We start from the raw sequence: 20,746 nt of genomic DNA on the forward strand, positions 1-20,746 counted from the left end.
CGCATGCGTGCCGGAAAGGCTTCGTCAACGAGATGCGTGCGACAAACCACGGCCATGCAGGACAGTGACGACCTCGCGCAGGTGTTCATTCCCGTCGATACCACCGGGCAACTGGTCGCGGCACGGCAACTCGCCGACAGCATCGCCGCCACGCTGCGCATGGCGCGCGCGCTGGTCGAGGCGCGCCGCCGCGTCGATCTCGATGGCCTGAACGGCATGATCGGCCTGCTCTGCGCCCGCGCGCTCGACCTGCCGCCGGAACAGGGACGCAGCTTCCGCGCCAGACTGATCGCCCTGCGCACCGATCTCGACGACCTGTCCGTGGCGCTCAAGCCGCCCTGACGCGGCCTGGCCCCAGCTTTCCCGCAACGCCGGCAAAAGGCCGCGTCATGCCCACGAACTCGATCCTTCTCGCCGTTCCCGCCCTCGCCGTCGTGCTGGGGCTCGTCGTGCTGGCCGGGCGTGCCGCGCGGATCGGCGGGCTGGCGCCACGGCTCGGCGCCGGCGCCGGCGGGCGCATGGCGCTGGTGCAGGCGCTGGCGCTGGACCCGCGCCGGCGGCTGCATCTGGTGCGCTGCGACCAGCGCCACGTGCTGCTGCTGACCGGGGGCAACCAGGATGTGGTGGTGGGCTGGCTGGATCCGCCGCCGCCGGACGCCGCCACGACGGGGCCGGCGCCGTGACCCGGCGCTTCCTGTCCCTGAGCCTGCTGTCGGCCCTGCTGCTCACACCCGCGCTGGCACACGCCCAGGCGGTGAACATCGATCTCGGCGAGGCGGGGTCGGCCGGCGCCACGGCGCGGCTCGTGCAGTTGACCGCGCTCATCACCGTGTTGTCGCTCGCTCCCAGCCTGCTGGTGATGGTGACGGCGTTCACGCGCATCGTCATCGTGCTGTCGCTGCTGCGCAGCGCGCTGGGCACCCAGGGCGCGCCGCCCAACGTGGTGCTGATCGGGCTGGCGCTGTTCCTGACCTTCTTCGTCATGCAGCCGGTGCTGGAGCAGGCCTGGACCACGGGCCTGCTGCCGATGACCGAAGGCCATGTCACGGAGCTGGACGGCCTGCGCCTGGCCATCGAACCGTTCCGCCGGTTCATGGCGGCCAATCTGCGGGCGGACGATCTGCGCCTGTTCCTCGACCTCGCGCACCTGCCCGATCCGCCGTCGCTGGACGCGACGCCGTGGCGAGCGCTGATCCCGGGCTTTCTGGTCGGCGAGTTGCGCCGCGCTTTCGAGATGGGCTTCCTGCTCTATTTGCCCTTCCTGGTGATCGACATGGTGGTGGCCAGCGTGCTGATGAGCCTGGGCATGATGATGCTGCCGCCCAACGTGGTGTCGCTGCCGTTCAAGCTGATCTTCTTCGTTCTGGTGGATGGCTGGCGGCTGGTCTCCGGCAGCCTGGTGCAGAGCTTTTCCGACGCGGGATAGACGGCTACGGTCCGCCCATGCCCTATGCCGTCACGCTGCGCCTCGATGCCGGGTCCGCTGAAAACGTTCTGCGCCTGGAAGATGCCCTCGCCGCCGGCGGACACGCCGATGACAGGAAGCGACTCGGCTATGCGCCGCATCTCACCATGTCGATCCTTCCCGACGGCTGCGATGCCGCCTCGCTACGCCGCGCGCTGGAAGGTGCAGTGCGCGGGTGGCAGGCGATGCCCATCAGCTTCGCCGGACTTGGGGTGTTCCCTGGCCGCACGGGGGTACTCTACGTCGCCCCGGTCGTGACCGCCGAGCTGCTGCAACGGCATGCTGCGCTGGCGGCCGCGCTGCCGAAAGCACATGCGCACTACCGCACCGGGGCCTGGGTGCCGCATGTGACGCTCGCGGAAGAGCTTGCCGGCAGCACCGGCACGGGCGCCGCCCTGGCCACGCTGGCCGAACTCTGGCACCCGTTCTCCGGCCGGCTCGACCGCGTGGACCTCGTGCATTTCCGGCCCGTCGAGATCCTTTGGTCGCAGAATCTAATATGATACTTCCCAAGCAATAGTTACAGCGAACCACCACACGTCGACGTCAACCGTCCTCGCGGCAATGACGGGCGTTGGATAAACGGAAGTTCCCGATGTGATTTGAGGTGAAGAATGCTGACCGTTGAGCTGAATCAGGGCCAGGACCGGGTGGAAATCTACGTCGACGAGGAGGGCGCGCGCGTCTTGCAGCACTTGCTAGACGTTCTGCGACGGCGCGGCGGTCACGACCATCTCATGACGCCGTCATGGGCTGGAACAGAGCTAACCGAGGTGGCTCGGGGCCAAGGAACGAAGCTCATGCATCACCTTCTTCTCGTGTTCCGCGGCGCTCCACAGGAGGGCAGCTAGCCACTTCCGCGGACCTCGCTGACCGATACCGGATCGCAAGACCATCTTCGCGGGGCCGGAAGAGCAAGGCTCTGCCCTACACCCGCCAAGACTGCGACAGGCATGCACTGGCGTGCCGCAAGCGGCTGGGCCAATGGCCTTTGGAAACCGTTACTGTCTTGGCTGCATGAGCAGCCTTCGGATGATATTTGATCTCAATTGAAGGCTGCTGCCGCAGCCAAGAGAGTCAAGGATTGCAAAGGCTCTGCCTTTGCTGGGGTCCAGGGGCAAAGCCCCTGGCCTTCTCTTCCAGCCCTTATTTCGGCAAATGCTTCGCGATATACGGCGGCAGGTGGAATGCCCCAGCGTGGATTTCCGGCGTCCAGTACTGCGTGGACCCGAGAATCCCTGCCGCCTCGGCACGCACGCGGATCGTCTCGGCCGACACACGGTCCAGCCCCGGCTGCTTCGCGGCGAAGCCGAGAGTCATGAAGCCGCCGACATAGGTCGGCACGGCCGCGACATAGGCGCCGACATGGGGAAAAAACCTCGCCCGGCGCACGCTGGTTTCGCGCAGCTCGTCGGCCTGCATGGCGGGCACGCCGCACTGATTCACGATCAGCCCGCCCGGCGACAGGATGCGCGCGCAGTTGGCATAGAAGTCGTCGGTGAACAGCACCTCGCCCACGCCGATCGGATCGGTGCTGTCGACGATGATGGCGTCGAACGACGCATCGGCGGCGCGCTTCACGTAGTCGATGCCGTCGCCCACGATCACCACGGCCCGGGGATCGGTCCAGGCATCGCCGGCGATGCTCGGCAGATGCGCCTTGGCAAGGCGGATCACCTCGCCGTCGATCTCGACCATCACCGCGCGCTGCACGCCGCGATGCTGCAGCACGCGGCGCAGCACTCCGCCGTCACCGGCGCCGATGATCAGCACGTTGCGGCACTCGCCATGCGCCAGCAGCGGCACATGCGTCAGCATCTCCTGGTAGACGAACTCGTCGGCCTCGGTGATCTGCACCACGCCGTCGAGCAGCATCACGCGGCCATGCGAGAAGCTCTCGAAGATGACGATGTCCTGGAAGTCGCTCTGCACGCGGGCGAGCTCGCGTTTCACCAGGAAGCGCTGGCCCCAGTCGGGATACAGCGTCTCGTTGATCCACGAATCGGTGGTCATGGTCGCACTCCTTTGGGCGATTCCGGCACGAAAACGGATCGGGCCGGGTGTTGCGCACCCGGCCCGCCCGCGACACCAGGGACGATTTGGCTAGTAGACGCGGCCGCGCAGCTGCTCGTTCAGGTCCACGCGGTCGGGACCAAAGGCCTGCTCGAGCACGGGGATCGACCTGCGCGGATCGCAGGAGCCGCACATGAAGATGTCCACGGCGGCGAAATCGCGCTCCGGCCAAGTGTGGATGGAGATGTGGCTCTCCGCCAGCACGACCACGCCGGACACGCCGCCATTCGGCGTGAAGTGGTGGAAATGGCTGTGCAGGATCGTCGCGCCGGCAACGATCGCCGCCTCGCGCAGCGCCGCGTCGATATGCGCGGGGTCGTCGAGATTCTTCGCCCCCCACAGATCGACCAGCAGATGCGTGCCGGCGAATTTCATGCCGTCGCGCTCGACGAAATAGTCGGTGCGCTCGTCTTCGCTCACGTGCAGCGCCTGACTGGACGCAGCCGCAGGCCCCGCGAGGCGGATTTCGTTCGTCTGGTTCTCGCTCGGGAAATCCGAGACCATCCCCAGTGGCGTGAGTGCGTTCATCACGCATCCTCCCTTTCCAACCAGCAGACGGCCTGTTGGGCGTCACGCCTCGTGCGTGCGCCCCCTGGGGCCAAGGCGGCGGAAAATGATCAAAAGGGGGGGGGGATGCAAGCAGAAACCGCCCCTGTGCCCTATGTTTTTTGCATGCCGGTCCCGCAGGGGCGCGCCCAGGGCGGGCCAAACGGATTCGTTCAGGGAGTCAAGGTCTTGAGTGCGGCCGGCAGGGCCCGAGCCAGCTTCGTCTCCTGCGCGGCGCGCGGCAGGTCGGCCACGCCCTGCACCGGCCCGGCGGTCAGCAGGCGGAACATCTCCGCCAGCTTGTCGTCCGGCAGCCGTGCCGTGTCGTGCTCGCGCAAGCGCGCGAGCGTCGCCTCGTCGCCGGTCTGGGCAGCGGCGGCGGCCAGGCGCAGCAGTGTGCGGGCCTGCGCCTCGTTCAACGGACCCTCGGGCGGCACGGTTCGGGCGGCGAGCTCGCGCAGGGCTGCCAGGGCGGCAGGCCAGTCTTTCGCTGCTTCCAGCAGATCGGCGCGAAGTGCGGCGGCCGGCGTGGTGCCGAGGGCGGCCAAGGCTGCGGTGGCGCTGGGCAGATCGCCGGACACGGCGGCCGCGCGGGCGAAGGTGAGCGTGCGGCTCTCTTGCAGCGGCGCCGGCAGATCCGGGGCAGCCGACCTGGTCAGCGCCGCCAGGGCGCCCGCGGGATCACCCTCTTCCAGCCGCGCCTTGGCCAGCCGGCCGCCGAACGCGGCGCGCACGGCCCCGGCGGGCGCCTGGGTGACCAGCTTCTCGAGCACGGGCACGGCACGCTTGGGCAAGTCGAGCGCGGTGAGACGGTCGGCCAGCCGCGCCGCCAGGGCCTGCCCGGCCTCGCCGTCGGCAATGAGGTCGGCGTTCTCCTCCACCAGGGCGACCAGGTCGAGCGGCGGCGGCGGCGTCTTCGCATCGGCTGCGAGCGCATCGGCGAAGATCGCGGCAAGGCGGGCGTGCAGGGCCGGACGCTGCTCGGGCCAGATCTGCTCGCTCTCGCGCAGCAACGCGAGCGCCGGGCGAAAGCCGCCATCCCGTGCGCGCAATTCGGCGATACGCTGGCGCAACGCAAGCTCGCGGTCGTCGCCGCGCCAGGAGAATAGCAGCTTGTCCAGCGCATCCGCCGCCTGGGCGGAGGTCAGCGCGCCGGTGGCGAGCCGCAGTTCGACGGCGCGCACCGCCGCCCGGGCCCGCGCCAGCCGGTCGGGTCCGCCGGCGACACGGTCATAGGCGTCCAGCGCCGGCTTCGGGTCGCCGCCCGGCGCCTGCGCCTCGGCCTCCAGCAGGAAGGCGCGGGCGAGATCCAGGCTGGTGTCGTCCCGGCGCTGCGCCAGCAACGGCCACAGCATTGCGGGCTCGCCGCCCAGCGCGATGGTTTCGGCGGCGAGCGGCAGCAGCCGGTTGCGCATGGCGGCGGGGTAGGACAGAAGCAGCGGCAGGTTGGCCGCGAACACCGCCGCCGCGTCCGCTGCGCCCTCGCGGGTCATGGCGGTCCGCACCGCCCGCCACAGCGCCACCTCATCGGTGCCGTCCAGGCGCGGATCGGTGATGCCGCCGGCCTCGCCGGCGCGGCCAGCCATCAGCGCGGCAATGGCGGACAGGCCCAGCGTGTCGGGGTTGTCGGCGATACGGGCGTCGTCGGTGGCGGCCATGGTCAAGGTGGCCTGCGCCTCGGCGCCCATGCCCAAGGCGAGCATGGCCTGCGCCACGGCGACGCGCTTGCCGGCACGCGCCTGGGCCGGCGCGGCCGCGGCGGCCGTCACGGCAGCCTGCAGGCGGCGCAGCAGCATCTCTGTCGGCTGGGCGGGAAAGGCGAAGCGGCGGCTGAAATGTTGCGCGTCGGCGGATGCCACCGCGTCCGGCGCCGGCGCCGCGAGCGCCAGCGCCCGGCCGGCGCCGGCCTCGATCGTGAAGCCCTGAGCGGTGACGCGCACCGACAGCGCGTCGGACACCGGCTCGACAGCCACGCCCTGCCAGGTGCGCAGCAGGGCGAATTCCGGCGTGCGGCGCGCGACCGGAACGGACTGGCCGGGCTGGCGCTGCGTGCCCACCAGCAGCGCGCCGCCGGTGTCAGGATCGGAAACCGAAACGACCTGGCCCGGCGCCTCCGCAACCAGGCGCAGAACGCCGTCGGCGAGGTCCGGGCGGATCGGCCTGGCGCCGCCGTCTGCCGCGGCTACGGGAACGGTCGCGATGGTCCAGCCGGCAGCGCTGCGGGTCAGCGACAGGCCTTCCTGCGGGGTGAGCGGCAGCCGCAGCACGGTGGCGGCCGGCAGCAGCTGGATCGTGGCCGCCGCGAAGGCAGGATCGCCGCGAAGGGCGGCCATATCGATCGGACGGCGCTGGTCGAACACCACAAGGGCCGCGTCGCCGCGCCGGAACGCGGCGGCGCCGACGCCCGTGTCGAAGGGCAGCGACGCCGCATGTCCGGCCACGCCGGCCGGAAGCGGTGTCGGAGTGGCGGCGAGTTGCACCGGCCCGGATGGCGCCCCGGGGGCAGCGCCGGACTCCGGCAACGCGGTTTGCTGCACCGTGGCGACCGGGGCCGTGCCGGCCGGTTCGGATGCCGTCGCGACCGGTGGCGGCGCGGCGGGCTCGTCGGTGTGGCGGTCCATCGGGATGGGCACGCGGAGTTTCGCCGAACTCTGGACGGGCGTCCGGGCAACGGTATGGGTCCGGCGCGGCGGCGCGGGCGGCTTTGCCGCGGCTGCGGGGGGTCGCGGAGCGGATGTCGGGTCCAGGAAATCGACCACCAGCCGGCCGTCCAGGCGCATGCGGCGGATCTGCGCGCCAGGCGCAAGGATCAGCTCGGCCTGTCCGGAGGCGCCGGTCATGGCCTGTACGTTGCGCGGCGCCCGACCGGCCGCGGAAACCGGCACCGGTGGCGTGAAGCGCACCACCAGCCTGTCGCCGTCCTGCACCGGCTCGGCAGTGGTCCCGCGCGGCAGGTCGAAGACCACGCGGCCGAAGCCGGAATGGTCGCCGGTGCGCAGGATCACCGATGGCGTATCGGCGGCGGCGGCCGGGCCACAAGCCGGCCCGGCGAGCACGGCAAGCGCCAGCACCGCGGCAGCGGCGCGCAAGCCGATTCGTGCGTATGGCGCCGGCCGGGCCCGCATCAGTCGAAGCTCGCCAGCAGCTTGTCGATATCAGTCTGGTCCATCGCATTGGCCGGAAGCTGGGGGCCGTTCAGCAGCATCTCCTCGGCCGGCGCCGGGCGCTCGATTCCGGCACCCCGCTCGCCGAAGGTGGCGAGCATGCAGGCCACCTTGGCCTCGATCGCCTGCAGCGTGGCCACCACCTTGGTGATGCGCTGGCCGGTGATGTCCTGGAAGCTGCAGGCCTCGTAGATGCGCGTTGTCGCGTCCTGCAGCTGGGCGGCGGCGGCGGCACCGACGGGCGCGCCCGCATCCTTCGCCAGCGCCTCCCCGACCCTGTCGAGCGTCTCGCAGACTTCCAGGATGCTGTCGGTGGCCGCCGCGGTGTGCGCCACGATGGCGTCCAGCTCGTCGGTGGCCGAGGGGATGTGGCTCGCGGTGATGTCGTCCACCTTGAGGGCCGCGATCTCGGCCTTCGCTGTGGCGATGGTGCGGCCCAGCTCCTCGACTTCGGACAACAGGCTGGCTTGCGGCGCGGACAGGTCGCCATGCATGGTGGACAGCACCGCGCGCACCACCTCGACCATGACATCCGGCTGGGCGGCGGGATAGCGCGCGCGCAGCTCTTCCAGCCGGCGGCCGAGATCGGCGTCACGCATGGCCCAGCACCTTCTCGATCTTGTCGCGCAGGGTCTCGGCGTTGAACGGCTTGACGATGTAGTTGGACACCCCCGCCTGCTTGGCCGCCACCACGTTCTCCGCCTTGCTCTCGGCGGTGATCATGATGAACGGCGTCGCCTTCAGCTTGCCGTCCGCACGCACCTCCTGCAGCAGCTGCAGGCCGGTCATCGGCTGCATGTTCCAGTCACTGATCACCAGGCCGAAATTGCCGCCGCGCAGCTTGGCCAGCGCCTCGGCGCCGTCGGTGGCTTCCTCGACGTTGTGAAACTCGATCTGCTTCAGCAGGTTGCGGATGATCCGCAGCATGGTCTTGTAGTCGTCCACGATCAGCACGTTCATGGATTTGTCGATTGCCATCACATCTCCTTTCGCGAGGCGGCACGGCCGCGCTCCGGTCATTGCATCCATCCGTTCAGCCGCCGCTTTTTGTCGCCGCCGGGGCCGCCGCGCCGGGCGCCGCATTCGCCTTGCCGCGCATCTGCGCGAGCTGCGCGGTGACCTGGCGGGCGCGCTCGGGCTGCATCGCCGCCAGCACCGGCGCCGCCTTCGCCTCCTTCATCCGGTCCAGCACCTGCAGCAGCACCTGCGTGTCCAGGTCGTTGAAGATCGTGGCCGCGTCGCGCGGCTTCATGGTTTCGTACAGCTTCACCAGGCCACCCCAGTTGGCTTCGTCGCGGTCGCGCCGTGCCTTCTCCAAGGCTTCCAGCTTGCCCTGCAGCGCGGTCAGCTCGTTCACCCGCGCGGCGAGGCGCTTCTCCGCCGATGACAGAACCGCCTCGCGCGAGGCCAGTGCCGCCTCGCGCGCATCGAGCTCGTTGCGACGGTTGCGCAGGTCGAGCAGCAACGCGCGCTCGCTCTCGCTGACCGGTGGGTCGGCGGGTGGCGCCCGCGGGACTTCGGGCGGCTTCACAGCGGCCGATCTCGCTGCCGGGCCGGGCCTGGCGACCGGCGCGGGGGTCGCGGCAGGCGGGGTCGCGGCCTGGGCAGCGGGGACAACGCCCGCCGCCGCCGGCGGCGGTGCCCCCGGAACGGCGGCACGCACCAACGCCACCGATTTCACCGCCAGCAACGCGGCCATCGCGACGATAGTCGTCGGCAGCAGCCGCGGCAAAGGTAGCTGCAGGCTCATGGCGCCACGCGGGGGCCGGTCGGGCCGCACCCGGCGCCGGCGGGACGAGGCATCGTCATCGCGCCATCCGCAATGCCTTCAGCAGGTCGCGCTCGGCCTGGCTGCGCGCCCGCGGCAGCTCGGCGCCCGCCGGCGTCGCCGGCGCGGGATCGGCCTCCGGCTCGGCAGCCTCGTAGCCGGCCGGCTCCGGCGCCTGCACCAGGCTGCGGCCGGCGCGCACCAGCTGCTCCAGCCGGTCGGCCAGCCGCTCGCCGCGCTCGGCGAGGAATTGCAGATCGTCCTTCAGGCCCTGCGCCGTCTCGGTCTGGCGCGCGATGTGCCGGCCGGCGCCGTCCGCCGCCGCACGCAGCCGGGCAATCCCCTGCTCCGCCGCCTGGGTGCTGGAGTTGAAGCCGTTCACCAGGTCCTGCAACGCGGCGCGGTCGCGCTTCAGCACGCCCAGCGCCCGTTCCAGACGGAGCGCATGGAACAGCGTCGCGGCCAGCAGCACGACGAGCGCTATTTCGAGCAGCCATTCCATTCCACCCATCCTGCTGCCGGTTTTGGCAGGCAATCGTGAACAGGGGCTTTCATGGCCGAGCGAGCTGCCCTCATCGCTCGCCCGCCGGCGGGCGCGGCACCTCGCCCTCGATGCGCACCGCCACCCGGTTCTTGCGCCGCCCGACCTTGCCCTCGAACAACGTGGTGGCGCCGCAACGGAGCTGCACCATCGCCCCGGGCAGCGTGTTCAGCACGATCCGGCTGCCCGGCTGCAGCGCCATCACGTCCGACAGCTTCATGGTCTGCTCGTCGAGCACCACGTCGAGGTCGATATCCGTGTTCCACAACTCCTCGGCCAGATGGGTCTCCCAGATGGAATCGCGGCCGAACTTCTCGCCCATGAACTGCTGCAGCAGCAGCTCGCGCACCGGCTCCAGCGTGGCGTAGGGCAGCAGCAGCTCCAGCCGGCCGCCGCGATCTTCCATGTCGATGCGCAGCCGCGCCAGCACGGCGGCGTTGGACAGCCGGCTGATGGTGGCGAAGCGCGGATTCACCTCCAGCCGCTCGAAGCGGAAGGTCACGGGGCAGAGCGGATCGAAGCTGATCGACAGATCGGCCAGCACCACCTGGATCAGACGCTCGACCAAAGTGCGCTCGATGGTGGTGTAGGGCCGGCCCTCGATGCGCATGGCCGCGGTGCCGCGCCGTCCGCCCAGCAGCACGTCGACGATCGAGTAGATCATCGCGCTGTCCACCACCATCAGGCCGTAATTGTCCCATTCCTCGGCCTTGAACACCGCCAGCATCGCTGGCAGCGGGATCGAGTTCAGGTAGTCGCCGAAGCGCAGCGACAGGATGTTGTCGATGCCGACTTCCACGTTGTCGCTGGTGAAGTTGCGCAACGAGGTGGACATGATGCGCACCAGCCGGTCGAACACGATCTCGAGCATCGGCAGGCGCTCGTACGAGACCAGGCCGGAGCTGATGATGCGCTGGATGCCGCTGCGGTGTTCGCCGTCGACGGGGCCGTCGTCGAAGCCCAGCAGGCTGTCGATCTCGGCCTGGTTGAGCACGCGCGCCGGCTGCACCGACGCGGTTTCGCCGGCCTCCGTCTCCGCGCCCCAGGCGGCGGCGAGATCCTCGTCGGACGGGGGCTGGCCGGACCCGGCTTCACTGCCGCTCATTGAATCAGCAACTCCGTGAACAGGACATCGACCACGCGCGCGGGCGCCGCCGCGACGTTGGCGCGCGCGATCAGTTCCTCGCGCAGGCGATAGGTGCCGGCGGAACCGCGCAGCTCCTCCGGCCGCATCTCGCGCAGATAGGTCTGGAACATGTCGAGCAGGCGGGGCATCGCCGCCTGCACCGCCGCTTCGTCCTCGGGCCTGGCCAGCTCCAGGCGGGAGCGCAGCTTGACGTAGACGGTGCGCCGCGCGCCGGCGTTGAGGTTGGCAACGATCTCGGGCATCTCGGCGAAGCTGGGCGGCTTCGCCTTCGCCTCGCCTTCCGGCGGCCCGGCGGCCTCGCCCTCGGCGTGCACGCCCGCCTTGCCCATGCCCAGCAGCGGCGGAAGGATGCCGCCGAACCACAGCCCGGCGCCGATGCCCGACAGCACCACGGGCACCGCCAGCAGCAGCAGCCGCTTCCTGCCGCCCTTGGCAGATGCGGCTGCATCCTCGGCCGATGGTGATGGAGCCGCCGTCGCCGCGCCCATATCCGCGCCTCATGCCTTCCCGAAACGACCGGCGCCCGACGCCGGACGCCACGCGGCCGCATGCTGGCGGGAAGCGATTAACGAAGCCTTGCGGCGGCGGCCGTTCCTGCCGGGTGGGTCCGTTCGCACCCGGCAGGGATTGCCGGGCATGTGCCGCAGAACCGCTGCCCGCCCGCACGGAACCGCGGCTTCGGCGCTGGCACGCCGCTTGCCCTTATCCCGGCAGAGAACCCCGCAGAGACAAACCCGCGAAAGCCCCGCCGCATGCAGAACATCACCACCATCGCCTTGTCCCGCCTGGTCGCCCAGCAGCGCGCCCTGGACGTGACCGCGACCAACATTGCCAATGCCGGCACGCCCGGCTTCCACGCCGAGCGCATGCTGTTCAGCGACTGGCTGATGCGCCAGCCGGCCCCGGGGCTGCCGCCGGGCGGGCGCGTCATGGCCTACACCCAGGACCGCGCGACCTATCGCGACACCCAGTCGGGGCCGCTGACCCATACCGGCAACCCGCTCGACCTCGCGGTCGGCGCCGACGGCTTCTTCACGGTGCAGACGCCGCGGGGCCCGCGCCTGACCCGTTCCGGCCATTACGAGCTGTCCAACGCCGGCACCGTCGTCGACAACGAGGGCGACGCGCTGCTCGATGTGAACGGCCGGCCGATTCAGGTCTCCACCGCCGACGCCGCGCTGAGCGTCACCGCCGACGGCACCATCAGCAGCGAGAACGGGCGGATCGGGCGGATCGGCGTGGTCATGCCGGATGACCCGCAGAAGCTGAAGGCCGAGGGCAGCCGCCAGTTCAACGCCGACGTGCCGACCCGGCCGGTGGCCGCGCCCAAGGTGATCCAGGGCGCGATCGAGGAGAGCAACGTCAAGCCCACGGTGGAACTGGCGCGGATGATGAACGACCTGCGCGAGTTCCAGTTCGCGAGCCAGATGGTGCAAAGCGAGGCCGACCGCGAGCAGGCCGCGATCGACAAGATCACCCAGAAGCGGCTGTAGCGGCGGAGGCACGCACCATGCGATCGCTCGACATCGCCGGCACCGGCATGCTGGCGCAGCAGACCAACGTTGAAGTGATTTCCAACAACATCGCCAACATGACCACCACCGGCTTCAAGCGCCGGCGGGCCGAGTTCCAGGACCTGATCTACCAGAACCTGCGCCGGGTCGGCTCCAACTCGTCGGATACCGGGTCGGTGGTGCCGGCCGGCGCCCAGGTGGGCCTGGGCGTGAAGACCGCCGCCATCTACCGCATCAACGAGCAGGGCAACCTGCAGCAGACCAGCAACAGCCTGGACATGGCGGTGCGTGGCAACGGCTATTTCCAGGTCACCCTGCCCTCCGGCGAGACCGCCTATACCCGCGACGGCACGTTCTCGCTGTCGCCGGACGGGCAGATCGTCACCGCCGACGGCTATCTGGTGCAGCCCGGCATCGCCATTCCCAGCAACGCCACCAATGTCACCATCAACGCGGCCGGCCAGGTGCAGGTGTCGATCGACGGGCAGACCGCGCCGAGCACCGTGGGGCAGATCCAGCTCGCGGCGTTTCCCAACGATGCCGGGCTGGATGCGCAGGGCGACAACCTGTTCCTGCAATCCGCGGCGAGCGGCAATCCGGTGACGGGCACGCCGGCCTCGCCCGGCTTCGGGTCGGTGCTGCAGGGTTTCGTCGAGAGCTCGAACACCAACGTGGTCAGCGAGATCACCAACCTGATCACCGCCCAGCGCGCCTATGAAATGAACAGCCGCGTGATCACCACGTCCGACCAGATGCTCTCCACCCTCACCAATCTGCGCTAGGGGCCATCATGACGCGCTCCCTCTTCGCCTTGCTGGCCGCAACCGCGTTGGCGTCGTCGGCCACGGCCGCGACGCTGCGGCCGCTCACCACGCTGGACGCGCCGGTGGTGCGGCTGTCCGACCTGTTCGACGATGCCGGGCCGGGCGGCGAGCGCGTCCTGGGCCCCGGCCCCGGCCCCGGCGCGCGCATCGTGGTCGAAGCGCCGCAGCTTGCCGCCATCGCCCGCCAGTTCGGGCTGGACTGGCGCCCAGCCTCGCCCACCGACCGCGCCGTGCTCGACCGGCCGGGCCGGCTGCTGCCGCGCGAGGATGTGGTGGCGGCGCTGCGCTCGGCCCTGACCAGCGCCGGCGCGCCGGACGATGCGGAGATCGACCTGCCCGGCTTCGCGGCGCCGCTGGTGGCCACCGAATCGCATCCGCGCAGCACGATGGAACAGCTCGACTACGACGCTGCCTCCGGCCGGTTCACCGGCCTGCTGGCGGTGACCGGCGACGGCATGCCCATGCTGCGCATGCGCCTGTCCGGCACGTTGCAGGAAATGATCGAGCTGCCGGTGCCCGTGCGCCGCCTGCTGCCCGGCAGCATCATCCAGCCGGGCGACCTGCGAATGACGCGGTTGCGCGCCGGGCTGGCGCGCGGCGAGGTGGTGCGCAATCCGGCCCAGGCGGTGGGGCTCACGCTGCGCCGCCAGGCGGTGGCCGGCCAGCCACTGCCGCTGGCCGAGCTCACTCGTCCGGCCGCGGTACAGAAAGGGGCGCGGGTGACGATGCAGTTGCAGGCGCCGGGCCTGACCTTGCTGGCGCAGGGCCAGGCGCTGGAAGCGGGCGCGATCGGCGACCGCATCCAGGTGCTGAACCCGGCCTCGCGCGCGGTGGTGGAGGCCGACGTGACCGGCCCCGACCGGGTGCGCGTGGCGCCCGGCACGCTGCCGTTGCAACCGGCCGGCGGCCGGCCCTTCCAATACAGCAGCATCGCCGGGAGACTCGTCCAATGAGGGCGCCGGCTCTGGTTCTGCTGCTGCCGGTCCTGCTGTGCGGCTGCGGCTCGCTGCAGCGGCTGTCGGAAGTCGGGCGGCCCCCATCGATGACGCCGAGCGGCGACCCGACGCAGGAGCCGACATATCGGCCCATGACCATGCCGATGCCGGCGCCGCAGGTCGCCGTGCCGCAGGCCAACGCGCTGTGGCGCAGCGGCAGCCGCGCCTTCTTCAAGGACCAGCGCGCGGCGCTGGTGGGCGACATCGTGACGGTGCTGGTCAACATCACCGACAACGCCGACCTGAAGAACAACACGGCGGCCAACCGCAACAGCAGCGAGGGCATGGGCGTGCCCAACCTGTTCGGCCTCGAGACGACGATCCCGCGCGTGTTCGCCGGCGCGGTGGCCAGCAACCTGGTCACCGCCAGCAGCAACAACGGCAACACCGGCACCGCGGAGCTGAAGCGCAACGAGACGGTGGCGCTGCGCCTGGCCGGCGTGATCACGCAGGTGCTGCCGAACGGCAACCTGGTGGTGGCGGCGCGCCAGGAGGTACGGGTGAACAGCGAGTTGCGCGACCTGCAGGTGACGGGCGTGATCCGCCCGCAGGATATCGCCAGCGACAACACGGTGCGGCACGACCGCATGGCGGAGGCGCGCATCGCCTATGGCGGGCGCGGCCAGTTGACCGACGTGCAGACCCCGCGCTGGGGCCAGCAGGTGATGGATATCCTGCTGCCGTTCTGACGCCGTCATGTCATCGGCATGGAACCGCGGCGCGATTCCATCCGTGCCGATATTGCTCTAGCTTCCCGGCCAGCAAAGCTGGAAGGGAAACCCGGCCCATGTCCGAGGCATTCATCTGCGACTTCACGCGCACACCGATCGGCCGCTATGGCGGCGTGTTGAAGGACGTGCGTACCGACGACCTGGCCGCGCATCCGCTGCGCGTGCTGAAGGAGCGCAACCCGAATGTGGACTGGGAGGCGCTGGACGACTGCTACCTCGGTTGCGCCAACCAGGCCGGCGAGGACAACCGCAACGTCGCGCACATGGCCACGCTGCTTGCCGGCTATCCCGCCGCCGTGCCCGGCGCCACCGTCAACCGGCTGTGCGGCTCCGGACTCGACGCGGTCGGCACCGCGGCCCGCGCCATCCGCGCCGGCGAGGCCGAGCTGATGCTGGCCGGCGGCGTCGAGAGCATGACGCGCGCGCCGTTCGTGATGGGCAAGGCCAGTGAAGCCTTCAGCCGCGCCGCCGAGATCTACGACACCACGATCGGCTGGCGCTTCGTGAACGGGCTGATGAAGACGCGCTACGGCATCGACAGCATGCCGGAGACCGGCGAGAACGTTGCGGAAGCATTCCAGGTATCGCGCGAGGACCAGGACAGGTTCGCGCTGCGCAGCCAGCAGAAATGCAAGGCGGCGCAGGAAGCGGGGTTCTTCAGGCACGAAATCACGCCGGTGACGATCAAGACCCGCAAGGGCGAAATCGTCGTCGACACCGATGAACATCCGCGCGGCGACACCACGCTGGAGGCGCTGGCGAAGCTGCGGACGCCGTTCCGCACGCCGGGCACGGTCACCGCGGGCAATGCCTCGGGCGTGAACGATGGTGCGGCCGGCCTGATCCTGGCCAGCGAGGGCGCTGCCCGCCGACATGGCCTGACCCCGCGCGCCCGCGTGGTGGCGATGGCGACCGCCGGCGTGGAGCCGCGCATCATGGGCATCGGCCCGGCGCCGGCGGTGCGCAAGCTGCTTGCGCGCACCGGGCTTGCGATCGGCGAGATCGACATCATCGAGCTGAACGAGGCCTTCGCCAGCCAGGGCCTCGCGGTGATGCGCCAGCTCGGCCTGCCCGACGATGCCGAGCATGTGAACCCGCATGGCGGCGCCATTGCACTGGGCCATCCGCTGGGCATGTCCGGCGCGCGCCTGGCAATGACGGCAGTGAGCGCGCTGGAGGCGCGCGGCGGCAAGCGCGCGATCGCGACCATGTGCATCGGCGTGGGCCAGGGCATCGCCGCGCTGATCGAGCGGGTGTAGTCACGCAACGGGCGGGGGATTCATCCCCCGCCCGGTCATCCTCAGCGCTGCATCAGGCAGGCCGGCGTCGGCTAGGTGAGTTCCTTCGCCAGCACCGGCTTGAACGTCTCGGTCGCCTTCTTCAACTCGGTGGCCACGTCGGCGCCGCCGAGGGTGTTGGTGATGGCGATGCCGAACACGTCACGGAACTCCGTCACCGCAACGATCTCCGGCAGGCCGGAGCGGGCGATCTTCAGCGACGCCTTGACCGTGTCGAACCACTCTTTCGGGAACGGGCTGCCCTTCTGCACGCCCTCGTCGGCATACGAGCTGGCCCGGCCGGGCGTGCCGGAGCCGGTGCGCAGCATCTCCAGGCACATCGCCTTGCTGGTGGCCCACTGGCAGTAGAGCCAGGCGGCGCCCTTGTTGCGGCTGCCCTCGGCGATGCCGATGCCGTCGATATAGGTCGCGGTAAAATGCCCCTTCGGCCCCGCCGGCACCACGGCGAAGCCCACCGTGTCCACCACCTTTGACTTGGTCTTGTCCACCAGCGGCGCGGAGAAGCCCACGCCGTCCAGCCACATCGCCGCGCGCGCCTGGCTGAACGTGGTCTGGCTTTCGTTCCAGTTGAAACCCACGGCGCCAGGCGGCGAGGTTTCACGCATCAGCTTGGCGAAATACTGCCCGGCGGCGATGGCTTCGGGCGTATCCATCAGCAAGGTCTTGCCGTCGGCCGAGATCGTCTCCTGGTCCCAGCCGAGCAGGATGGTGTCGAACAGCGCCATGTTGGCGTTTTTCAGGCCGCGGCCGACGAAGCCGTAGACGCCCTTGGTCTTGTCGGTGACCTTGACGGCGGCGTCCAACATCTCGGCATAGGTCTTGGGTACCGAGAGGCCTTTCTCCGCAAGCAGCGCCTTGTTGTAGAAAAGGATGAACAGGTCCTGGTTCAGCGGCAGCGTGTGCACCAGCCCGTCCGGGGCCGTGGCCGCCTTGACCACCGCGGGGCTGAAATCGCCGTAGTCGAAATCGGCGACCGTGAGCTTGGGATCCTTCAGCATCGGCCGGATGTCGGCCAGCCACTTCCCCTTCTCGATCAACCGCTTCTGCACGTGCAGGGCGACGTTCACCACGTCGAAGCTGGGCCGGCCGGAGCTGAGCTCGATGGCCACCTTCGGGCGCTGCTGCTGCTCGGGGATCTGCTCGGAGCCGACCTTGATGCCGGTCAGTTCCTCGAATTCCTTCTGGTGCGCCTGCAGCACGTCGGAGCGCGGCGACTTGGCGAGGTTGACCTCCAGCTTGGTGCCCTTGAACTGCTTCCAGTCGAACGCAGTCTGGGCGCCCACCTTCTCGACGATGGCGGGTACGGCCAGCAGCCCCGCGGACGCCTGCAGCAGATGACGGCGACGTATCATTGATATCCTCCCGATGGGTGGCCTCTGCGGGCCGGGGCGGTGATCCTAGCCCCAAGACCGGCAAGACAAAAGGCCGGGAGACTCCCCCGGTCCTTGCTCAGCCGTCACGACAGGCCCGCGATGATATCAGTCGTCGCGGTGGACCCGCGATGATCAGTCGTCGCGGTGGACCCGCTCCATGCGTTCGTGGCGCTCCTGGGCCTCGATCGACAACGTGGCGATCGGGCGGGCTTCCAGGCGCTTGAGGCCGATCGGCTCGCCGGTTTCCTCGCAGAAGCCGTAGGAGCCGTTCTCGATGCGGGTCAGTGCCTGATCGATCTTGTTGATCAGCTTGCGCGCCCGGTCGCGGGTGCGCAGCTCCAGGGCCCGGTCGGTCTCCACGCTGGCGCGGTCGGTGATGTCGGCCTCGTGAATGCCGCCTTCGGACAGGCTCGCCAACGTTCCGTCCGCGTCACGCAACAGCTCGGTCCGCCAGCGCAGAAGCTTCTGGCGAAAATACTCGACCTGGAGCGGATTCATGAACTCCTCGTCATCCGAGGGTCGGTAGTCAGGGGGCAGTGTGACCATCATTGCGTGGCGATCCTGCTGCGTTACGGCGGCCCCAGGCCGGATTGCACGCAGGGACTTCGCGGAAGTGAGCCAACAAAGGCAATGAGCCACTTGTGCCGCCGGGTCCCCCGGATCGATCCAGGGACGTCAGTCGGGGCGGCTTATAGCCATGCAATGCTGCCGCGCCAAGGGGACTTGGCGGACATTGTCGGCTGCCCGGGCCGCCTGCATCGGGAACGGCCGTGCAAAGCCCCTTTGCGGACAGAAAATTTATCCGGCGCCGTAGCGGGCCAGCTCCACTTTCGCCCGCACCGTGATCTCGTTCACGATCGCCCGCAGGCGCGGATCGAGCGCGGCGGGCACGTCCGCCGCCAGGGTGGCCAGCCGCCTGAGCCCGGTGAAATCCACGGTGTCGCCCAGCAGGGCCCGCTGCAGCGCGTTGAGCTCGTCGAGCATGTCCCGGCCGCGGCGCCTTGCCTCGCGGTCCTGTACCGTGTCCGTGTCGTCGGCCTGCAGGGCCAGCAGCCCGGCCAGCGACAGCGCGGACGTCGCGGCCGCGCCGGCCGTGCCGCTGCTGCGCGCCTCGCCGGGCACGCTGAAGCCGGACCTGCCGGCCCCAGCCCGGCCAGTGCTTCGCCCCGTGGGCGCGGCCGGGCCCAGGCCGCTGATGATCGTCATGTCGTCCGCACTCCTTCTGCCACGTCCGCCGCATCTCCACGCCGCCCCGGCCGGTCCTGCCGGCCGGCAGATCCTGCCGGGTGGCCGGCCTTGGAAGTATCGGTTTTCCGACATTCCCGGCTGGCACGAGGCTTGCGATGCCCGTCACCGCGCCCCGCAGCATGGGGGCAAAACATTGACGCCCCGCTACTTCGCCGCCCCCGGAGACCCGCCATGCCGCCGCCTCGCGTGATCCTGTCGCTGTTGCTGATCCTGGCGCCGGTCCTGGTCGTGGCGCTGCCGGCGCGGGCGCAGGTGCGCATCAAGGACATCGCCGATGTCGAGGGCGTGCGCGAGAATCAGCTGGTCGGCTACGGCCTGGTGGTCGGGCTGAACGGCACCGGTGACAAGCTGGATTCGGCGGTGTTCACCCGGCAGTCGCTGATCGGCATGCTGGAGCGCCTGGGCGTGAACACGCGCGACCAGGAAGCCAGGCTGCAGACGAAGAACGTGGCGGCCGTGATGGTCACCGCCAGCCTGCCCGCCTTCGCCCGCACCGGCAGCCGCATCGACGTGGCCGTCTCCGCCCTGGGCGACGCCAAGGACCTGAGCGGCGGCACGCTGCTGGTCACCCCCCTGCTGGCCGCCGACGGCGAGGTCTACGCGGTCGCCCAGGGAGCGCTGGCCACCGGGGCGATCGCGGCGCGCGGGGCCAATGCGTCGGTGACCCGCGGGGTGCCGACCTCGGCGCGCATCGCCAACGGCGCCACGGTGGAGCGCGAGGTGGGCTATCAGCTCGCCTCCAAGCCCGCCTTGCGGCTGGGGTTGCGCAATCCGGACCTGACCACCGCACGGCGCATGGCCGAGGCGGTGAACCGGGCGTTGGGCGGCACCCCTGCCCGCGCCACCGATCCGCGGACCGTGGCGCTCGATCTGGCGGGCCGCGACGTGGTGGACGCGCTGGCGCGCATCGAGGATCTGCGGGTCGCCCCGGACAGTCCTGCCGTGGTGGTGATCGACGAGGCCAGCGGCACCATCGTCATGGGCGCCAATGTGCGCGTCAGCACGGTGGCGATCGCCCAGGGCAACTTGACCATCCGCGTTACCGAGACGCCGGAGGTGAGCCAGCCCGGGCCGCTGTCGAATGGCACCACAACCACGGTCAACCGCACCAACGTGCAGGTGGATGACGGCGCGGACAAGAAGCTGGGCATCCTCAACGCCAACTTCACGCTGCGCGACCTGGTGGCCAGCCTGAACGCGCTCGGCGTGGGGCCGCGCGACATGATCAGCATCCTGCAATCGATCAAGGCCGCCGGCGCGCTGCAGGCCGAGCTGCAGGTGCGCTGATGGCCGGCATCGTCACCACACCCCAGGGGCCACCCGACGCCGTGCAGTTGGCGCAGCCCGGGGCGGCGAAGGCCTGGAAGGCCGCGCAGGATTTCGAGGCGATGGCGTTGGGCCAGTTGCTGGCGCCGATCTTCGACAGCGTCGACACCGCGCATGGCCCGTTCGGCGGCGGCGACGGCGAGTCCGCCTGGCAGCCGATGCTGACGCAGGAAGTCGCGAAACACGTTGCCGCGCATGGCGGGCTTGGCCTCGCCGTGCCCGTATTCCACCAGATCCTGCGCCTGCAGGAAGCCGCCACGGAGCCCGCCGCATGACTGCTTCCGTCACCCAGGACCTGATCGATGCCGCCGTCGCGCTGGCCGACACGCTGGCGCAGGAGAACAAGGCGCTGGCCGCGATGGACCTGCCCGCGGCGATGCGCCTGCTGGAGCAGAAGCAGCGCGCCGCCGATGCCTTCGCCGCGGCCCGGACGGCAGCCGCGGCCGCGAATGCATCGCCGGCGGGGCAACAGCAGCGCCTGGCCGGGCAGGTCGCCGGCCGGCTGCGCGACCTGGCCGATGAGAACAAGCGCCTGCTGGAACGCGCCATGGCCGTGCAGGGCCGCGTGATCGACGTGATCGTCGGCGCGATCCCGAAGGCGGCTGGCGGCGTGCCGCGCTACACCGCCGGCGGCGGCATAGCGGGACCGCGGCAGATGCCGCCGGTGAGCCTGTCGGCCCGCGCCTGATCCGCCGGCGTTGCGGCCACCCGGCCACTACCGGCCCGGGCGCGC

General features: G+C 70.2%; 24 protein-coding genes. 12 read left to right on the forward strand and 12 right to left on the reverse strand.

The features are described from left to right. Window positions 1-36: 36 nt before the first annotated feature. The 4 genes from OL599_RS11030 to OL599_RS11045 are packed head-to-tail and all read left to right on the forward strand — an operon-like array spanning window position 37 to window position 1,968. Entirely contained in the window at window positions 37-342 is a 306-nt protein-coding gene (locus tag OL599_RS11030; protein WP_264713793.1) for a hypothetical protein, read from the forward strand. Between the two features lie 47 nt (window positions 343-389). Beyond that, window positions 390-683, forward strand: a complete 294-nt coding sequence (locus OL599_RS11035) for a flagellar biosynthetic protein FliO (RefSeq protein ID WP_264713794.1) — start codon at window positions 390-392, stop codon at window positions 681-683. After that, a complete protein-coding gene (fliP, locus tag OL599_RS11040; protein ID WP_264713795.1) occupies window positions 680-1,426 on the forward strand; it encodes a flagellar type III secretion system pore protein FliP in 747 nt (248 codons plus the stop codon). Before OL599_RS11035 ends, fliP begins: the two co-directional genes overlap by 4 nt. A gap of 17 nt (window positions 1,427-1,443) precedes the next feature. Beyond that, window positions 1,444-1,968 (forward strand): 2'-5' RNA ligase family protein, encoded by a 525-nt coding sequence (locus OL599_RS11045; protein WP_264713796.1) that lies wholly within the window; start codon window positions 1,444-1,446, stop codon window positions 1,966-1,968. 643 nt (window positions 1,969-2,611) lie between these two features. On the opposite strand, the gene speE is transcribed toward OL599_RS11045, so the two are convergent. The 9 genes from speE to OL599_RS11090 all read right to left on the reverse strand — a co-directional run bounded on the left by speE (window position 2,612) and on the right by OL599_RS11090 (window position 11,192). Beyond that, entirely contained in the window at window positions 2,612-3,478 is an 867-nt protein-coding gene (gene speE / locus OL599_RS11050) for a polyamine aminopropyltransferase (RefSeq protein ID WP_264713797.1), read from the reverse strand. Window positions 3,479-3,568: 90 nt separating this feature from the next. Next, the gene (speD, locus tag OL599_RS11055) at window positions 3,569-4,066 is read right to left on the reverse strand and encodes an adenosylmethionine decarboxylase (RefSeq protein WP_264713798.1); all 498 of its coding nucleotides are present in this window, start codon (window positions 4,064-4,066) and stop codon (window positions 3,569-3,571) included. Between the two features lie 191 nt (window positions 4,067-4,257). Next, the gene (locus OL599_RS11060) at window positions 4,258-7,173 is read right to left on the reverse strand and encodes a hypothetical protein (RefSeq protein WP_264713799.1); all 2,916 of its coding nucleotides are present in this window, start codon (window positions 7,171-7,173) and stop codon (window positions 4,258-4,260) included. 35 nt (window positions 7,174-7,208) lie between these two features. Further along, entirely contained in the window at window positions 7,209-7,847 is a 639-nt protein-coding gene (locus OL599_RS11065; RefSeq protein ID WP_264713800.1) for a protein phosphatase CheZ, read from the reverse strand. Beyond that, window positions 7,840-8,226: a chemotaxis response regulator CheY gene (locus OL599_RS11070; RefSeq protein WP_264713801.1), complete on the reverse strand. Its 387-nt coding sequence runs from the start codon at window positions 8,224-8,226 to the stop codon at window positions 7,840-7,842. The genes OL599_RS11065 and OL599_RS11070 overlap by 8 nt, the downstream gene beginning before the upstream one ends. 55 nt (window positions 8,227-8,281) lie before the next feature. Beyond that, complete coding sequence (locus OL599_RS11075; RefSeq protein WP_264713802.1) at window positions 8,282-8,998, reverse strand: MotE family protein; 717 nt, start codon at window positions 8,996-8,998, stop codon at window positions 8,282-8,284. A 55-nt stretch (window positions 8,999-9,053) separates the two neighbouring features. Then, window positions 9,054-9,518 (reverse strand): DUF6468 domain-containing protein, encoded by a 465-nt coding sequence (locus OL599_RS11080; RefSeq protein WP_264713803.1) that lies wholly within the window; start codon window positions 9,516-9,518, stop codon window positions 9,054-9,056. 70 nt (window positions 9,519-9,588) lie between these two features. Further along, window positions 9,589-10,662 carry a flagellar motor switch protein FliM gene (gene fliM, locus OL599_RS11085; protein WP_264713804.1) on the reverse strand — a complete coding sequence of 358 codons (1,074 nt, stop codon included), beginning with the start codon at window positions 10,660-10,662 and terminating at the stop codon, window positions 9,589-9,591. Continuing rightward, the gene (locus OL599_RS11090; protein WP_264713805.1) at window positions 10,659-11,192 is read right to left on the reverse strand and encodes a flagellar basal body-associated FliL family protein; all 534 of its coding nucleotides are present in this window, start codon (window positions 11,190-11,192) and stop codon (window positions 10,659-10,661) included. The genes fliM and OL599_RS11090 overlap by 4 nt, the downstream gene beginning before the upstream one ends. A gap of 264 nt (window positions 11,193-11,456) precedes the next feature. Here OL599_RS11090 and OL599_RS11095 point away from each other — a divergent pair, with 264 nt between their 5' ends. From OL599_RS11095 to pcaF, 5 genes are all read left to right on the forward strand, one after another. After that, on the forward strand, window positions 11,457-12,197 hold the full coding sequence (locus OL599_RS11095) for a flagellar hook-basal body complex protein (protein WP_264713806.1): 741 nt from the start codon (window positions 11,457-11,459) through the stop codon (window positions 12,195-12,197). Between the two features lie 17 nt (window positions 12,198-12,214). Beyond that, window positions 12,215-13,000, forward strand: coding sequence for a flagellar basal-body rod protein FlgG (flgG, locus tag OL599_RS11100; protein WP_264713807.1), 786 nt, complete (start codon window positions 12,215-12,217; stop codon window positions 12,998-13,000). Window positions 13,001-13,008: 8 nt separating this feature from the next. After that, a complete protein-coding gene (gene flgA / locus OL599_RS11105; RefSeq protein ID WP_264713808.1) occupies window positions 13,009-13,995 on the forward strand; it encodes a flagellar basal body P-ring formation chaperone FlgA in 987 nt (328 codons plus the stop codon). Next, window positions 13,992-14,726 (forward strand): flagellar basal body L-ring protein FlgH, encoded by a 735-nt coding sequence (flgH, locus tag OL599_RS11110; RefSeq protein ID WP_264713809.1) that lies wholly within the window; start codon window positions 13,992-13,994, stop codon window positions 14,724-14,726. The genes flgA and flgH overlap by 4 nt, the downstream gene beginning before the upstream one ends. Window positions 14,727-14,824: 98 nt before the next feature. Beyond that, on the forward strand, window positions 14,825-16,027 hold the full coding sequence (gene pcaF, locus OL599_RS11115) for a 3-oxoadipyl-CoA thiolase (RefSeq protein WP_264713810.1): 1,203 nt from the start codon (window positions 14,825-14,827) through the stop codon (window positions 16,025-16,027). Between the two features lie 71 nt (window positions 16,028-16,098). On the opposite strand, the gene OL599_RS11120 is transcribed toward pcaF, so the two are convergent. The 3 genes from OL599_RS11120 to OL599_RS11130 all read right to left on the reverse strand — a co-directional run bounded on the left by OL599_RS11120 (window position 16,099) and on the right by OL599_RS11130 (window position 18,645). Further along, on the reverse strand, window positions 16,099-17,418 hold the full coding sequence (locus OL599_RS11120) for an ABC transporter substrate-binding protein (RefSeq protein ID WP_264713811.1): 1,320 nt from the start codon (window positions 17,416-17,418) through the stop codon (window positions 16,099-16,101). Between the two features lie 153 nt (window positions 17,419-17,571). Then, window positions 17,572-17,985 (reverse strand): RNA polymerase-binding protein DksA, encoded by a 414-nt coding sequence (gene dksA, locus OL599_RS11125; protein ID WP_264713858.1) that lies wholly within the window; start codon window positions 17,983-17,985, stop codon window positions 17,572-17,574. Window positions 17,986-18,237: 252 nt separating this feature from the next. Beyond that, complete coding sequence (locus OL599_RS11130) at window positions 18,238-18,645, reverse strand: flagellar assembly protein FliX (protein WP_264713812.1); 408 nt, start codon at window positions 18,643-18,645, stop codon at window positions 18,238-18,240. Window positions 18,646-18,858: 213 nt separating this feature from the next. On the opposite strand from OL599_RS11130, the gene OL599_RS11135 reads away from it, so the two are divergent. The 3 genes from OL599_RS11135 to OL599_RS11145 are packed head-to-tail and all read left to right on the forward strand — an operon-like array spanning window position 18,859 to window position 20,701. Continuing rightward, window positions 18,859-19,974 carry a flagellar basal body P-ring protein FlgI gene (locus OL599_RS11135; RefSeq protein WP_264713813.1) on the forward strand — a complete coding sequence of 372 codons (1,116 nt, stop codon included), beginning with the start codon at window positions 18,859-18,861 and terminating at the stop codon, window positions 19,972-19,974. Next, entirely contained in the window at window positions 19,974-20,288 is a 315-nt protein-coding gene (locus OL599_RS11140) for a rod-binding protein (protein WP_264713814.1), read from the forward strand. Before OL599_RS11135 ends, OL599_RS11140 begins: the two co-directional genes overlap by 1 nt. Further along, window positions 20,285-20,701: a hypothetical protein gene (locus OL599_RS11145; protein WP_264713815.1), complete on the forward strand. Its 417-nt coding sequence runs from the start codon at window positions 20,285-20,287 to the stop codon at window positions 20,699-20,701. Before OL599_RS11140 ends, OL599_RS11145 begins: the two co-directional genes overlap by 4 nt. The last annotated feature ends 45 nt before the right edge of the window (window positions 20,702-20,746 follow it).

Origin of the sequence: Limobrevibacterium gyesilva, assembly GCF_025989185.1 — a bacterium.
GTDB lineage: Bacteria > Pseudomonadota > Alphaproteobacteria > Acetobacterales > Acetobacteraceae > Limobrevibacterium > Limobrevibacterium gyesilva.

Bases quoted from the DNA above. Each gene is read 5' to 3' on its own strand.
- speE (WP_264713797.1), bottom strand. From the start codon at position 3,478: ATGACCACCGATTCGTGGATCAACGAGACGCTGTATCCCGACTGGGGC.
- OL599_RS11035 (WP_264713794.1), top strand. From the start codon at position 390: ATGCCCACGAACTCGATCCTTCTCGCCGTTCCCGCCCTCGCCGTCGTG.
- flgH (WP_264713809.1), top strand. From the start codon at position 13,992: ATGAGGGCGCCGGCTCTGGTTCTGCTGCTGCCGGTCCTGCTGTGCGGC.
- OL599_RS11130 (WP_264713812.1), bottom strand. From the start codon at position 18,645: ATGACGATCATCAGCGGCCTGGGCCCGGCCGCGCCCACGGGGCGAAGC.
- OL599_RS11145 (WP_264713815.1), top strand. From the start codon at position 20,285: ATGACTGCTTCCGTCACCCAGGACCTGATCGATGCCGCCGTCGCGCTG.
- OL599_RS11140 (WP_264713814.1), top strand. From the start codon at position 19,974: ATGGCCGGCATCGTCACCACACCCCAGGGGCCACCCGACGCCGTGCAG.
- OL599_RS11120 (WP_264713811.1), bottom strand. From the start codon at position 17,418: ATGATACGTCGCCGTCATCTGCTGCAGGCGTCCGCGGGGCTGCTGGCC.
- flgG (WP_264713807.1), top strand. From the start codon at position 12,215: ATGCGATCGCTCGACATCGCCGGCACCGGCATGCTGGCGCAGCAGACC.
- pcaF (WP_264713810.1), top strand. From the start codon at position 14,825: ATGTCCGAGGCATTCATCTGCGACTTCACGCGCACACCGATCGGCCGC.
- dksA (WP_264713858.1), bottom strand. From the start codon at position 17,985: ATGGTCACACTGCCCCCTGACTACCGACCCTCGGATGACGAGGAGTTC.
- OL599_RS11070 (WP_264713801.1), bottom strand. From the start codon at position 8,226: ATGGCAATCGACAAATCCATGAACGTGCTGATCGTGGACGACTACAAG.
- OL599_RS11095 (WP_264713806.1), top strand. From the start codon at position 11,457: ATGCAGAACATCACCACCATCGCCTTGTCCCGCCTGGTCGCCCAGCAG.
- OL599_RS11075 (WP_264713802.1), bottom strand. From the start codon at position 8,998: ATGAGCCTGCAGCTACCTTTGCCGCGGCTGCTGCCGACGACTATCGTC.
- speD (WP_264713798.1), bottom strand. From the start codon at position 4,066: ATGAACGCACTCACGCCACTGGGGATGGTCTCGGATTTCCCGAGCGAG.
- OL599_RS11135 (WP_264713813.1), top strand. From the start codon at position 18,859: ATGCCGCCGCCTCGCGTGATCCTGTCGCTGTTGCTGATCCTGGCGCCG.
- OL599_RS11090 (WP_264713805.1), bottom strand. From the start codon at position 11,192: ATGGGCGCGGCGACGGCGGCTCCATCACCATCGGCCGAGGATGCAGCC.
- OL599_RS11080 (WP_264713803.1), bottom strand. From the start codon at position 9,518: ATGGAATGGCTGCTCGAAATAGCGCTCGTCGTGCTGCTGGCCGCGACG.
- OL599_RS11065 (WP_264713800.1), bottom strand. From the start codon at position 7,847: ATGCGTGACGCCGATCTCGGCCGCCGGCTGGAAGAGCTGCGCGCGCGC.
- fliM (WP_264713804.1), bottom strand. From the start codon at position 10,662: ATGAGCGGCAGTGAAGCCGGGTCCGGCCAGCCCCCGTCCGACGAGGAT.
- OL599_RS11045 (WP_264713796.1), top strand. From the start codon at position 1,444: ATGCCCTATGCCGTCACGCTGCGCCTCGATGCCGGGTCCGCTGAAAAC.
- flgA (WP_264713808.1), top strand. From the start codon at position 13,009: ATGACGCGCTCCCTCTTCGCCTTGCTGGCCGCAACCGCGTTGGCGTCG.